The organism is Pseudomonas sp. GM55, from assembly GCF_000282395.1.
Classification (GTDB): Bacteria; Pseudomonadota; Gammaproteobacteria; order Pseudomonadales; family Pseudomonadaceae; genus Aquipseudomonas; species Aquipseudomonas fluorescens_CC.
Genome location: NZ_AKJJ01000056.1, coordinates 1 through 12,804 on the forward strand (window position 1 = coordinate 1; position 12,804 = coordinate 12,804).

Below are 12,804 nucleotides of genomic sequence, written 5' to 3' on the forward strand. Positions count from 1 at the left end.
GGCAGCAGGCGCAGCCGCCGCTCAAGCACCTGCCGCGGGTAGCGAGCCGGCAGATCCGGCGAAGGAAAAGCTCTATTACGATGCTGCCTTCGACCTGATCAAGGCCAAGGACTTCGACAAGGCCAGTCAGGCTTTCTCGGCGTTCCTGCGCAAATACCCGAACAGTCAGTACGCGGGCAACGCCCAATACTGGTTGGGCGAAGTGAACCTGGCCAAAGGCGATCTGCAAGGTGCAGGTCAGGCGTTTGCCAAGGTTTCGCAGCTGTATCCGAAGCACGCCAAAGTGCCAGACTCGCTGTACAAGCTCGCTGATGTAGAGCGCCGGCTGGGTCACACCGACCGGGTCAAGGGCATTCTGCAGCAGGTGGTGTCCCAGTATCCGGGCACGTCCGCCGCCCAGTTGGCCCAGCGCGATCTGCAGAAAATGTAAGACTGCTTGACCCGTTTTGAAGAAACCCGCGCTTGTCGCGGTTTTTTTCGTTAGAATTCATCCCCTTTTTCTGAAACACGCTTTTTGGGATCTGCGCATTGCCGGGGTTCCTTGAAGTGCCTGACGGAGGCGGACAGCCTGTTTAGCTGTTACGCCCGTGGCGACTATGCAAGACACATTGAGAATCACCGAAGTTTTCTACTCGTTGCAGGGTGAAACTCGGACCGCCGGCCTGCCCACTGTTTTTGTGCGCCTGACCGGTTGCCCGTTGCGTTGCCAATACTGCGATAGCGCCTACGCGTTCACAGGCGGAACCATTCGCACGCTCGACGACATCCTCGAGCAGGTCGCCGGTTTCCGTCCGCGATACGTCTGTGTCACGGGCGGCGAGCCCCTGGCGCAACCCAATGCCATTCCCTTGCTCAAGCGCTTGTGTGACGCCGGTTACGAAGTGTCGCTGGAAACCAGTGGCTCCATTGATATCTCGGCGGTAGATTCCCGGGTCAGTCGCGTTGTCGACCTGAAGACCCCGGGTTCGAAGGAAGCGCACCGCAATCGCTACGAAAACATTGAGCTGCTCACGCCCAACGATCAGGTGAAGTTTGTCATCTGCTCGCGGGAGGACTATGACTGGTCCGTTTCCAAGCTGATCCAGTACGGTCTGGACCAGCGTGCCGGTGAAGTCCTGTTCTCGCCAAGTCACCATGATCTCAACGCTCGGGATCTGGCGGACTGGGTGGTGGCGGACAACCTGCCAGTGCGTTTGCAATTGCAGCTGCATAAATATCTATGGAATGACGAGCCGGGGCGCTGAAATGACTGAACAACTGAACATTCCTGAAAAACGCGCGGTCATCCTGCTATCCGGTGGCCTGGACTCGGCGACCGTCGTGGCCATGGCGCGCGCCGAAGGCTATAGCTGCTACACCATGAGCTTCGACTACGGTCAGCGGTCCCATGCCGAATTGCACGCCGCCGAACGCGTGGCCCGAGACCTGGGTGTGGTCGAACACAAGGTGATCGGTCTGAACCTGAACGGCATGGGTGGCTCGGCGCTGACCGACCGCAGCATCGACATTCCGGAGGAGTTGGGTGAGGGTATTCCGGTGACTTACGTGCCTGCGCGTAACACGGTATTCCTGTCCCTGGCCCTGGGCTGGGCTGAAGTGCTCGGTGCGCGCGACATCTTCATCGGCGTCAATGCGGTGGATTACTCCGGTTACCCGGATTGCCGTCCCGAGTTCATCGAGTCGTTCGAGCGCATGGCCAACCTGGCAACCAAAGCCGGCGTGGAAGGCAATGGCTTCCGGATCCAGGCCCCGCTGCAAAACCTCAGCAAGGCGCAGATCGTTCAGGCGGGCGTGAAGCTTGGCGTGAATTACGCTCTGACCGTTTCCTGCTATCAGGCCGATGATGAAGGCCGTGCGTGCGGCAAATGCGACAGCTGCCGGCTGCGTGCAGAAGGCTTTGCGGCGGCCGGAATCAGCGATCCAACCCCTTATTTTTGATTTATTTCAAAATAGGTGTTGAATAGTCCTTAAAAATCAGTATTATACGCGCCACCACACAGCGGGTCGTTAGCTCAGTTGGTAGAGCAGTTGGCTTTTAACCAATTGGTCGTAGGTTCGAATCCCACACGACCCACCATTTTTAGCTGTTTTAAAAGTCTGGAAGGCCCACGCAAGTGAGGATTTCCGGATTTTTTTTTGCCCGCGATTCAAGTCCGCCTCGCTCCGGGCTGCTGCGCATGACACGGGTCAGAATCATCTTTTGCATCCGTCGGATATTCTGTAGCCTTGCGCAGCTTCAACGCTGTCCGTGCCTGATGAATACCCACTTTCCCGGCGGTACCCCGAAGGGTCCGGAGCCGGGTGTATACTCGACTTTCGCGCGAATGCGCTTGCAGGTCTTGCGAACATGACGCAAATTTCCGAACGCCTTCTGGTTCAAGCCCACCTCGACGCCAAACAGCCCAAGCCGCTGACCGCCGATGAAGAGGCTTATTACCGTGCTGCCATCGCTGCCGAGCTCAAGGCTCAGGACGCGGTGCTGGTGGCCCACTTCTATTGTGATCCCGTCATTCAGGCGCTGGCCGAAGAGACGGGCGGCTGTGTCTCCGACTCGCTGGAGATGGCCCGCTTCGGCAACGCCCATCCAGCCAGGACCGTGGTCGTCGCCGGCGTGAAGTTCATGGGCGAGACCGCCAAGATCCTCAACCCGGAAAAGCGCGTACTGATGCCGACGCTCGAAGCGACCTGCTCGCTCGACCTGGGGTGCCCGGTGGACGAGTTTTCCGCGTTCTGCGATCAACACCCGGAGCGCACGGTTGTGGTGTACGCCAACACTTCCGCTGCGGTCAAAGCCCGAGCGGATTGGGTTGTGACTTCAAGCTGTGCGCTGGAAATCGTCGAAAGCCTGATGGACAACGGCGAGACCATCATCTGGGGGCCGGACAAGCACCTGGGGACCTACATCCAGCGCCAGACCGGTGCCGACATGCTGCTGTGGGACGGTGCCTGCATCGTTCACGAAGAGTTCAAGTCCAAGCAGCTTGAAGACATGAAGGCGCTGTACCCGGATGCGGCGATTCTGGTGCACCCTGAGTCGCCGACATCGGTGATCGAGTTGGCCGATGCTGTGGGCTCCACCAGTCAGTTGATCGCGGCGGCGCAGAGCCTGCCGAACAAGACGCTGATCGTTGCGACTGACCGCGGCATCTTCTACAAGATGCAGCAGCTGTGCCCGGACAAGGTCTTTATCGAAGCCCCGACGGCCGGTAACGGCGCTGCTTGCCGCAGTTGCGCGCATTGCCCGTGGATGGCCATGAACACCCTTGAGCGCACGCTGAAGGCGTTGAAAGAAGGGGCGAACGAGATCTTTGTCGATCCGGCGCTGATTCCGCAGGCGATTCGTCCGCTCAAGCGCATGCTTGATTTCACCGCCGCAGCGCGGATGAAATTGGCGGGTAACGCCTGAGATTTTTCAACCAGGCCCAAAAAACTGTGGGAGCGAGCTTGCTCGCGATAGCGGTCTGTCAGTCACATGCGTGTTGACTGATAAGCCGCCATCGCGAGCAAGCTCGCTCCCACAGTGATTTTTGTACGGCTGAATTACTTTTGTTTTTTGGGAATCCGCACCAGCCGGGTGTTGGAATACATGTCATGCCAGCTGCGTTGCTGTTTGTCGAACAGCGACCAGATGAATCCAAGGCCAACACACAGCAGCGAAGCAATCGACACGACAAAGCGCAGCAGCGCCTGCCACAGGCTGATGGATGAGCCGTCGGCATTCTGCACCCGGATACACCACACCTGCATGCCCAGGGTCTGACCGGACCAGGTCCAGAATTTGGCGAAAAAGCCGAACAGTACGAACAGCAGGACTGTGGAGAGCAGGGGATCACCGTCCAGCGCACCCGCTTCGGTCAGGGTGCGCATCCTTTCTTCGCCGATGATCGCCATCTGGATCATCTTGTAGATGCCGCTGGTGACGATCAGCAGGGCGGTGCACAGTAGGAAATCATAGAACATGGCTGCCAGGCGACGACCCAGACCAGCGGCAGGAAAGTCGCCCTGGGGAGTAAGCAGGTGTTTCGACATGACAGGCTCTCGGCGAAAAAAGAAGCCATTTTACGGATTTACGCGCACAAAAAAGCCCCTGATGTCAGCATCAGGGGCTTTTTCGTTACAGAAGATTAGCCTTCTGCTTGTACTTCGTCAGCCTGCATGCCTTTCTGGCCCTGCACAGCGATGAAGGTCACTTTCTGGCCTTCTTTCAGGCTCTTGAAACCGTTGCCCTGAATAGCGCGGAAATGCACGAACAGATCCGGACCGCTTTCTGGAGTGATAAAACCAAAACCTTTCTCGTCGTTAAACCACTTGACGGTACCGCTCTGACGTTGGGACATTTCTTATTTCCTTTGACGCAAAAAATTAATGACAGTCTCTTTCTCATGAAAGAGTACTGGGGCTGGTTGCAGGAGAGTAAGAAGACGTCGAACGGGATGTAGCTAACTTGTAGGCTACTGCCCAGGTCACGATTCCAAGCGACCCATGCAAACACAGTGAACAAACTCTACGCCAACTACGGGAGAAAAAACAAGCCCTGTGAAGGCCCCGTATTTCCTCAGGTTGATGGCAAAGTCAGTCCACTAGTGAGGCCTTATACGCTGGCGTTGTTCAAATGCTTTCGATCGTTATAAGCAAAGTTCATAATCGAAGCTTAGAGCCAAACAATGCACTATTTTATGGCGGTTGCGTTACACATTAGTGCGCAGTTAACGCAACCGCGTTACTTATAGGAACATTCAATCAGCCACGATAGTAGCGTTGTGGAACGAATGGCATTTTGCTTACAAGCAAAGGCACCTTTTTCCCACGAACAATCGCCCAAACGGGGGTGTCCAGTGCGATATAGGCGCTGTCGACATAGCCCATGGCCAGCGGCCCGCCCAGGGTCGGCCCGAAACCGCCGCTGCAGACGCTACCGATGATGTCGCCGGCTTCGTTGACGATCTCGGCACCTTCACGCACCGGCGTGCGCTCTTGCGGCAGCAGGCCGACGCGCTTGCGGCTGACACCTGCCTGTTGCTGGGCGAATACGGTTTCGGCGCCCGGGAAGCCGCCGGCACGAGCGCCATCGGCACGACGTGGCTTGGAGATGGCCCACAGCAGGCTTGCTTCGATCGGGCTGGTGTCGGTGTTCATGTCGTGGCCGTACAGGCACAAACCCGCTTCCAGGCGCAGGGAGTCGCGGGCGCCAAGGCCGATGGCAGCCACTTCCGCTTCAGCCAGCAGCGCACGAGCCAGGGCTTCGGCGTTGGCGGCGGGCACGGAAATTTCGAAACCGTCTTCACCGGTGTAACCCGAGCGGCTGACAAAGCAGTCCACGCCCAGCAGCTTCACGCGGGCGAACTGCATGAAGGTCATTTTTGCCACTTCCGGGGCCAGGCGTGCCAGTACGCTAACCGCCGCCGGGCCTTGCAGGGCGAGCAGGGCGCGCTCTTCGAACAGCGGCTCGATCGTGCACTGGTCGCCAATGTGCTTGCGCAGATGTGCCAGGTCCTGGTCCTTGCAGGCGGCGTTGACCACCAGGAACAGTTCGTCGTTGCCCAGGTTGGCGACCATCAGGTCATCGAGGATGCCGCCGGTGGCATTGGTGAACATCGCGTAACGCTGCATGCCCACTGGCAGGTCAATGATGTCCACTGGCACCAGGGTTTCCAGGGCCTTGGCGGCATTGGCGCCGGTCAAGCGGATCTGACCCATGTGCGAGACATCGAACAGCCCGGCCTGGTCGCGGGTGTGCTGGTGTTCTTTCATCACGCCCAGCGGGTATTGCACGGGCATGTCGTAGCCGGCGAACGGCACCATGCGCGCGCCGAGTTCGATGTGCAGCGCGTGCAACGGGGTTTTCAACAGTTGTTCGGTGGACATATTCAGCTCCTGAAGAAGGGTGCAGATGAGCGCGCATCAGCACTCGATAATGTTGACCGCCAAACCGCCACGGGCGGTTTCCTTGTATTTGCTTTTCATGTCGGCGCCGGTCTGGCGCATGGTGCGGATGACCTTGTCGAGGGAAACGAAGTGTTGTCCATCGCCGCGCAGTGCCATGCGCACGGCATTGATGGCCTTGACCGAACCCATGGCGTTGCGCTCAATGCAAGGCACTTGCACCAGCCCGCCAATCGGGTCGCAGGTCAGCCCGAGGTTGTGTTCCATGCCGATTTCCGCGGCGTTCTCCACTTGTTGCACGCTGCCGCCCAGCACTTCGCACAAGGCACCGGCGGCCATCGAGCAGGCGACGCCGACTTCGCCCTGGCAGCCGACTTCGGCGCCGGAGATCGAGGCGTTTTCCTTGTATAGAATGCCGATGGCCGCGGCGGTCAGCAGGAATCGCACCACGCCGTCGTCATTCGCGCCGGGAATAAAGCGCATGTAGTAGTGCAACACCGCTGGAATGATCCCCGCTGCACCATTGGTGGGCGCCGTTACGACGCGCCCGCCGTTGGCGTTTTCCTCATTGACCGCCAGCGCGTAGAGGTTGACCCAGTCGAGCACCGACAGTGGGTCGCGCAATGACGATTCCGGGTTCTTGCACAATTGCCGATGCAGTGCGGCGGCCCGGCGCTTGACCTTCAGCCCGCCGGGCAGGATGCCTTCATTGCGGCATCCGGCGGCGACGCAGTCCTGCATCACTTGCCAGATTTTCAGCAGGCCGGCGCGGGTTTCCGCTTCCGGGCGCCAGGCGCTTTCGTTGGTCAGCATCACCTGGCTGATCGACAAGCCATAGGTGGCGCAATGACCGAGCAGGTCCTTGGCACTTTTGAAGGGAAAGGTCAGGGGGGTGGCGTCTTCGACGATGCGGTCGGCGCCGGCAGCGTCTTCATCGACCACAAAACCACCACCGACCGAGTAGTACTCGCGGCTGCGGACTTGCAGGCCGGCGGCGTCGAAGGCGCGGAAGATCATGCCGTTGGGGTGGTAGGGCAACGGTTTGCGAATCATCGCCAGGTGTTCTTTTTCGTTGAACGCAATGCTGTGTTCGCCGAGCAGGTTCAAGCGACCGCTACCGCGAATGTCTTGCAGACGGGCGGCGACGGTTTCAGTGTCCACGGTGTCCGGATGCTCGCCTTCGAGACCGAGCAATACAGCCTTGTCGCTGCCGTGACCCTTGCCGGTGGCGCCGAGCGAGCCGTAGAGCTCGACTTTGACGCAGGTGGTGGCCGTCAGCAGCCCTTCACGACGCAAACCTTCGACGAAACGTGCAGCGGCGCGCATCGGGCCGACGGTGTGGGAGCTGGAGGGGCCGATGCCAATCTTGAACAGGTCGAACACGCTTAACGACATGGTGGTTCTCCGGTTTCTTGTTATGGAGGGTCAGCATCAACCTTGGGTGAAACTCGATTTTGTAGGAGCTGGCTTGCCAGCGAAGGCGGTGTATCAGGCAAACATTTGTGTCGGCTGATCTTCCGTCTTCGCTGGCAAGCCAGCTCCTACAGGGGGTTGCGGTGTTCTTGAGAGGGGCGGGCAAGCCGCCCCCATTGCTTTAAGCGTAGCTTTCGATCGACGGGCAGGCGCAGACCAGGTTGCGGTCGCCAAACACGTTGTCGACGCGACCGACCGGTGGCCAGTACTTGGCTTCGATCAGCGACGCAACCGGGTAAACCGCTTGCTCGCGGCTGTACGGGTGCGACCACTCGCCGACCAGCTCCTTCGCGGTGTGCGGAGCGTTTTTCAGCGGGTTGTCGTCCTTGTCCAGGGTGCCGTTTTCCACCGCGCGAATTTCTTCGCGGATGCGGATCATGGCGTCGCAGAAGCGGTCCAGTTCTTCCTTGGATTCGCTTTCGGTCGGCTCGATCATCAGCGTGCCGGCTACCGGGAACGACATGGTCGGCGCGTGGAAGCCGAAGTCGATCAGGCGCTTGGCGACGTCATCGACGCTGATGCCGCTGCTGTCTTTCAGCGGGCGCAGGTCGAGGATGCATTCGTGCGCCACCAGGCCGTTGCTGCCGGTGTACAGCACAGGGTAGTGCTCTTCGAGGCGACGGGAGATGTAGTTGGCATTGAGGATCGCCAACTGCGATGCACGCTTGAGACCTGCGCCACCCATCATGCGAATGTACATCCAGGTGATCGGCAGAATGCTTGCGCTGCCGAACGGTGCCGCGCAAACGGCGCCTTCCTTGCGCTCCATCTGTGCGTGGCCCGGCAGGAATGGCGCCAGGTGCGATTTCACGCCGATCGGGCCGACACCCGGGCCGCCACCGCCGTGCGGAATGCAGAAGGTCTTGTGCAGGTTCAGGTGCGAAACGTCGCCGCCGAACTTGCCCGGCGCGCAGAGGCCGACCATCGCGTTCATGTTGGCGCCGTCGATGTACACCTGGCCGCCGTTGTCATGAATGATGCCGCAGATTTCGCGGATGCCTTCTTCGAACACGCCGTGGGTCGACGGGTAGGTGATCATCAGCGCAGCGAGGTGTTCGCGGTGCTCGATGGCCTTGGCGCGCAGGTCTTCGATGTCAACGTTGCCACGGGCATCGCACGCGGTGACGACGACACGCATGCCGGCCATTTGTGCAGTGGCCGGGTTGGTGCCGTGGGCCGACGACGGGATCAGGCAGATGTCGCGACGGTCTTCGCCACGGCTCTGGTGGTAGGCACGAATCGCCAAGAGACCTGCGTATTCGCCCTGGGAACCGGCGTTTGGTTGCAAGGACACCGAGTCGTAGCCGGTCGCAGCGCAAAGCATGGCTTCCAGTTCGTCGGTCAATTGCTGATAACCGGCGCTTTGCTCGGCCGGGGCGAACGGGTGCAGGGCGCCGAACTCGGCCCAGGTCACCGGGATCATTTCGCTGGCGGCGTTGAGTTTCATGGTGCACGAACCCAGCGGGATCATGGTGCGGTCCAGCGCCAGGTCCTTGTCCGCCAGTTTGCGCAGGTAACGCATCAGCTCGGTTTCCGAGTGATAGCGGTTGAACACCGGGTGGCTGAGGATCGGCGACTGACGCACCAACGCGGCCGGGATGGTGCTTTGCACCGAGGCGGCGAGGGCGGCGAAGTCCGGCAGGGCCTTGCCGTCGGACAGCAGGCTCCACAGGGTTTCAACGTCGGCCTGAGTGGTGGTTTCGTCCAGGGACAGGCCCAGGCGCTCGCCATCGACCACGCGCAGGTTGATGCGCTGGGCGTGCGCCTTGTCGTGCAGGGCGGCGGTGTGAGCGCCGGTCTTCACGGTCAGGGTGTCGAAGAAGCTCGCTTGCTCGACGTTCAGACCCAATGCGCTCAAGCCTTTGGCCAGGATTGCAGTCAGGTGATGCACGCGATTGGCGATCTGCGTCAGGCCTTTTGGACCGTGGTACACGGCATACATGCTGGCGATGTTGGCCAGCAATACTTGCGCGGTGCAGATGTTGCTGGTGGCTTTCTCGCGACGGATGTGTTGCTCGCGGGTCTGCATGGCCAGGCGCAGGGCCGGGTTGCCGAAACGGTCTACCGAAACACCGACCAGGCGGCCGGGCATGTCACGTTTGAAGGCGTCCTTGGTGGCGAAGTACGCAGCATGCGGGCCGCCGAAGCCCAGCGGCACGCCGAAGCGTTGTGCGCTGCCGATGGCCACGTCGGCGCCGAATTCGCCCGGCGCGGTCAACACGGTCAGGGCCAGCAGGTCGGCAGCCACGGCGACGAGGGCGTTGGCAGCATGGAAGCGTTCGGTCAGCTCGCGGTAATCGAACACGTCACCGTTGCTCGCCGGGTATTGCAGCAGGGCGCCGAAGAACGGCGTCACGTCGCTCAGTTCACGCTCGTCGCCCACCACCACGTCGATGCCCAGAGGCTCGGCACGGGTGCGCAGTACGTCGAGGGTCTGCGGGTGGCAATGCACAGAGGCGAAGAACGCGTGGCTGCTTTTGTTCTTGCTCAGGCGTTTGCAGAAGGTCATGGCTTCGGCAGCGGCGGTGGCTTCGTCGAGTAGGGAAGCGTTGGCGATCGGCAGGCCGGTGAGGTCGCTGATCAGGGTCTGAAAGTTCAGCAGCGCTTCGAGACGGCCCTGGGAGATTTCTGGCTGGTATGGGGTGTAGGCGGTGTACCAGGCCGGGTTTTCCAGCAGGTTGCGCAGGATCGGCGACGGCGTATGGGTGCCGTAGTAACCCTGGCCGATGTAGGTCTTGAACAGCTGGTTTTTAGTTGCGATGGACTTGATCAAGGCCAGGGCATCGGCTTCGCTCAGACCGTCTTCCAGGCCGAGGACGCTGGTGCCCTTGATGCTGTCGGGAATCACGCTGGCGCTCAGGGCTTCCAGGGAGTCGAAACCGAGGCTGTTGAGCATCGCTTGCTCGTCACCGGCGCGCGGGCCGATGTGACGGGCGATGAATTCGTTGGCGGTGGTCAAATTGATCTGGGTCATGTCGGTGCTCCTCAGGCTTCGGCTTGGGCTTTGATCAGGCGGTCGTAGGCGTCCTGATCCAGCAGTTGGCCGACAGCGGTGGCGTCGCTTGGTTTGAAACGGAAGAACCAGCCTTCACCCAGCGGATCTTCGTTGACCAGTTCCGGGCTGCTGTCGAGCGCCGGGTTCACTTCCAGTACTTCGCCGTCCAGCGGCATGTACACGCCGCTGGCGGCTTTTACCGATTCCACGGTGGCGGCTTCGGCGCCTTTGTCGTAAGACTGCAGCTCAGGCAGTTGAACGAAAACCACGTCGCCCAGGGCGTTCTGTGCGAAAGCGGTGATGCCGACAGTGACGCTGCCGTCAGCTTCGGTGCGCAGCCATTCGTGATCTTCAGTAAAACGCAACTCGCTCATGGAAACTCCTAAGGGGCCAGACTCGTCTGGTGGACGCGATTGAATGCTTGGGCGATGCCCTGGTTATGGAGGACTACATAGCAAGAACGCGGCCAACCTTGTTTTTATTGTTATTGATCAATGATTTAGCGGGTTTTGACAAAGGCTGAAATTCAATCGCTGTAGCGAAATCGATACGGCGTATGACAAGGATAAAAGCCGAGGTGGATCAAAGCCTTGTACAGCCGTGATCGGAGAGGGGTGTAGCGATATCGTTCCGCTGTAGCGCTTTCAGTACAGATGGAGGTCGTTTTTGAGCTCCGTTGCATTCCTGTAGGAGCTGGCTTGCCAGCGAAGGCGGAATTGGTCTCCCCTCAGACATGAGCCGTTAGGGATGGCCTATTCGCTGGCAAGCCAGCTCCTACGGGTGTGCGCAGTCTCAAGCCTTGCCGGGAATCCCGTACTTGCGCAACCGATGGGCAATTGCGGTGTGGGAGGTTTGCAGGCGGGTCGCGAGTTGCCGGGTCGAGGGATAGCTGACGTAGAGTTTTTCCAGCAGGGTTTTCTCGAATTCGTCCATGGCCTGCTCCAGGCTGTCGACGTCATGGTCGCTCTGACGGGCCACCGAGGTGCCGGCAATGTCGAGGTCGCCAATGTCCACCAGGCTGCTTTCGCAGATCGCCGCGGCGCGGAAGATCACGTTCTGCAATTGCCGCACGTTGCCCGGCCAGCGGTTGCCCAGCAGCGCCGGGTAGGTGCCCGGCGCCAGGCGACAGATCGGGCGCTGGATCTGCGCGCAGGCCTGCTGCATGAAGTAGCGGGCCAGCAGCAGAATGTCCTGGCCGCGCTCGCGCAACGGCGGCACTTCAACGTTGAGGACGTTGAGGCGATAGAACAGGTCTTCGCGGAACAGGCCTTCGCTGACCATTTTTTCCAGGTCGCGGTGGGTCGCGCTGAGAATCCGTACGTTGACCTTGACCTCACGGTCACCGCCGACCCGGCGAAAACTGCCGTCGTTGAGGAAACGCAGCAATTTGGCCTGCAGATACGGCGACATCTCGCCGATCTCATCGAGAAACACCGTGCCCTGGTTGGCCAGTTCCATCAGCCCTGGCTTGCCACCTCGTTGCGCGCCGGTGAAAGCGCCGGGGGCGTAGCCGAACAGTTCACTTTCGGCGAGGTTCTCCGGTAATGCCGCGCAGTTCAACGCCAGAAACGGTGCGCTGTGCCGGGCGCTGATGGCGTGGCAGGCACGGGCCACCAGTTCCTTGCCGGTGCCGGTTTCGCCCTGGATCAACAGCGGTGCATCGAGGGCCGCCACCCGCTGGGCGCGCGCCTTGAGGGTGCGGATCACCGGGGACTCGCCGAGCAGTGCATCGAAACCTTCGGCATGGTCATGGTGCAGCGCGGACAGGCGTTCGCCGATGCGGTTCGGTTGGTACAGGGTCAGCAGGGCGCCGGCGTCGGTGATCGGTGTGGCGTCGAGCAACAAGGTCTGGCCGTTGACGGTGATTTCCCGCAGCGGCAGGCGAAAGCCGTGTTCGAGCAGGGCGTCGAGCAAGGCCGGGTCGGCAAACAGGTCGGCCACGCTTTCACCGTCGGGTTCGCGGCCGTACAGGGCGATCAAGGCGGGGTTGGCCAGCAGCACCTTGCCGTCGCTGTCCAGCGCCAGCACCGGGTCGGTCATGGCGGCAAGCAACGCGTCGAGCTGCAAGTGCCGGCGCTGGCCGGGCAGGATGTCGACCACCGTCACCGCTTGCACACCACGCACGCTGAACAGGGCATCGCGCAACTCCTCGAGGACTTTCGGGCTCAGGGTCGGGGCGTCGATATAAACATTGGGCGGGACCATTTCCACCGCATCCAGGTTCAGATTGCGCCCGCCGAGCAGGGCCAGGACTTCCTGGGTGATACCGACGCGGTCGATGAAGCTGACGTGGATACGCATGGGGCGGTTTCGGGTTCTGCAGTGCGGAGGGTGGCAAGTATGCCTTGGGGCGGGCTAATGGTGAAATCCTGCGCGGGATTTCCTGACGACGACAATCCCCTGTGGGAGCGGGCTTGCCCGCGATGACGGCGGCAGATCTGGCATTGATGTGA

At 60.6% G+C, this 12,804-nt stretch carries 11 protein-coding genes and 1 tRNA gene; 5 read left to right on the top strand and 7 right to left on the bottom strand.

Going from position 1 to position 12,804, the window contains the following annotated elements:
• The 5 genes from ybgF to nadA all read left to right on the top strand — a co-directional run.
• A partial coding sequence (ybgF, locus tag PMI31_RS16195; RefSeq protein ID WP_008019224.1) for a tol-pal system protein YbgF occupies window positions 1-430 on the top strand: 430 nt, incomplete at its 5' end.
• Window positions 431-596: 166 nt separating this feature from the next.
• Window positions 597-1,244, top strand: coding sequence for a 7-carboxy-7-deazaguanine synthase QueE (queE, locus tag PMI31_RS16200; RefSeq protein WP_007995628.1), 648 nt, complete (start codon window positions 597-599; stop codon window positions 1,242-1,244).
• Window positions 1,245-1,263: 19 nt separating this feature from the next.
• On the top strand, window positions 1,264-1,938 hold the full coding sequence (queC, locus tag PMI31_RS16205; protein ID WP_177323569.1) for a 7-cyano-7-deazaguanine synthase QueC: 675 nt from the start codon (window positions 1,264-1,266) through the stop codon (window positions 1,936-1,938).
• A gap of 63 nt (window positions 1,939-2,001) precedes the next feature.
• Window positions 2,002-2,077: transfer RNA gene (locus PMI31_RS16210), tRNA-Lys, on the top strand.
• 270 nt (window positions 2,078-2,347) lie between these two features.
• The gene (gene nadA / locus PMI31_RS16215; RefSeq protein WP_008019227.1) at window positions 2,348-3,406 is read left to right on the top strand and encodes a quinolinate synthase NadA; all 1,059 of its coding nucleotides are present in this window, start codon (window positions 2,348-2,350) and stop codon (window positions 3,404-3,406) included.
• A gap of 134 nt (window positions 3,407-3,540) precedes the next feature.
• On the opposite strand, the gene PMI31_RS16220 is transcribed toward nadA, so the two are convergent.
• From PMI31_RS16220 to PMI31_RS16250, 7 genes are all read right to left on the bottom strand, one after another.
• Entirely contained in the window at window positions 3,541-4,029 is a 489-nt protein-coding gene (locus tag PMI31_RS16220) for an RDD family protein (protein WP_008019228.1), read from the bottom strand.
• Between the two features lie 95 nt (window positions 4,030-4,124).
• On the bottom strand, window positions 4,125-4,337 hold the full coding sequence (locus PMI31_RS16225; protein WP_007931076.1) for a cold-shock protein: 213 nt from the start codon (window positions 4,335-4,337) through the stop codon (window positions 4,125-4,127).
• A 403-nt stretch (window positions 4,338-4,740) separates the two neighbouring features.
• The gene (gene gcvT / locus PMI31_RS16230; RefSeq protein WP_008019229.1) at window positions 4,741-5,865 is read right to left on the bottom strand and encodes a glycine cleavage system aminomethyltransferase GcvT; all 1,125 of its coding nucleotides are present in this window, start codon (window positions 5,863-5,865) and stop codon (window positions 4,741-4,743) included.
• 36 nt (window positions 5,866-5,901) lie between these two features.
• Window positions 5,902-7,278 carry an L-serine ammonia-lyase gene (locus PMI31_RS16235; protein WP_008019230.1) on the bottom strand — a complete coding sequence of 459 codons (1,377 nt, stop codon included), beginning with the start codon at window positions 7,276-7,278 and terminating at the stop codon, window positions 5,902-5,904.
• A gap of 199 nt (window positions 7,279-7,477) precedes the next feature.
• Window positions 7,478-10,330, bottom strand: coding sequence for an aminomethyl-transferring glycine dehydrogenase (gene gcvP, locus PMI31_RS16240; protein WP_008019231.1), 2,853 nt, complete (start codon window positions 10,328-10,330; stop codon window positions 7,478-7,480).
• A gap of 11 nt (window positions 10,331-10,341) precedes the next feature.
• Window positions 10,342-10,725 (bottom strand): glycine cleavage system protein GcvH, encoded by a 384-nt coding sequence (gcvH, locus tag PMI31_RS16245; RefSeq protein WP_007982298.1) that lies wholly within the window; start codon window positions 10,723-10,725, stop codon window positions 10,342-10,344.
• Window positions 10,726-11,143: 418 nt separating this feature from the next.
• Window positions 11,144-12,652 (bottom strand): sigma-54-dependent transcriptional regulator, encoded by a 1,509-nt coding sequence (locus PMI31_RS16250; RefSeq protein ID WP_008019232.1) that lies wholly within the window; start codon window positions 12,650-12,652, stop codon window positions 11,144-11,146.
• Window positions 12,653-12,804 lie beyond the last annotated feature (152 nt).

What these genes read in the sequence shown, in the direction of transcription:
- queE (WP_007995628.1), top strand. Translation starts at nt 597, where the DNA reads ATGCAAGACACATTGAGAATCACCGAAGTTTTCTACTCGTTGCAGGGT.
- nadA (WP_008019227.1), top strand. Translation starts at nt 2,348, where the DNA reads ATGACGCAAATTTCCGAACGCCTTCTGGTTCAAGCCCACCTCGACGCC.
- PMI31_RS16220 (WP_008019228.1), bottom strand. Translation starts at nt 4,029, where the DNA reads ATGTCGAAACACCTGCTTACTCCCCAGGGCGACTTTCCTGCCGCTGGT.
- PMI31_RS16225 (WP_007931076.1), bottom strand. Translation starts at nt 4,337, where the DNA reads ATGTCCCAACGTCAGAGCGGTACCGTCAAGTGGTTTAACGACGAGAAA.
- gcvT (WP_008019229.1), bottom strand. Translation starts at nt 5,865, where the DNA reads ATGTCCACCGAACAACTGTTGAAAACCCCGTTGCACGCGCTGCACATC.
- PMI31_RS16235 (WP_008019230.1), bottom strand. Translation starts at nt 7,278, where the DNA reads ATGTCGTTAAGCGTGTTCGACCTGTTCAAGATTGGCATCGGCCCCTCC.
- gcvP (WP_008019231.1), bottom strand. Translation starts at nt 10,330, where the DNA reads ATGACCCAGATCAATTTGACCACCGCCAACGAATTCATCGCCCGTCAC.
- gcvH (WP_007982298.1), bottom strand. Translation starts at nt 10,725, where the DNA reads ATGAGCGAGTTGCGTTTTACTGAAGATCACGAATGGCTGCGCACCGAA.
- PMI31_RS16250 (WP_008019232.1), bottom strand. Translation starts at nt 12,652, where the DNA reads ATGCGTATCCACGTCAGCTTCATCGACCGCGTCGGTATCACCCAGGAA.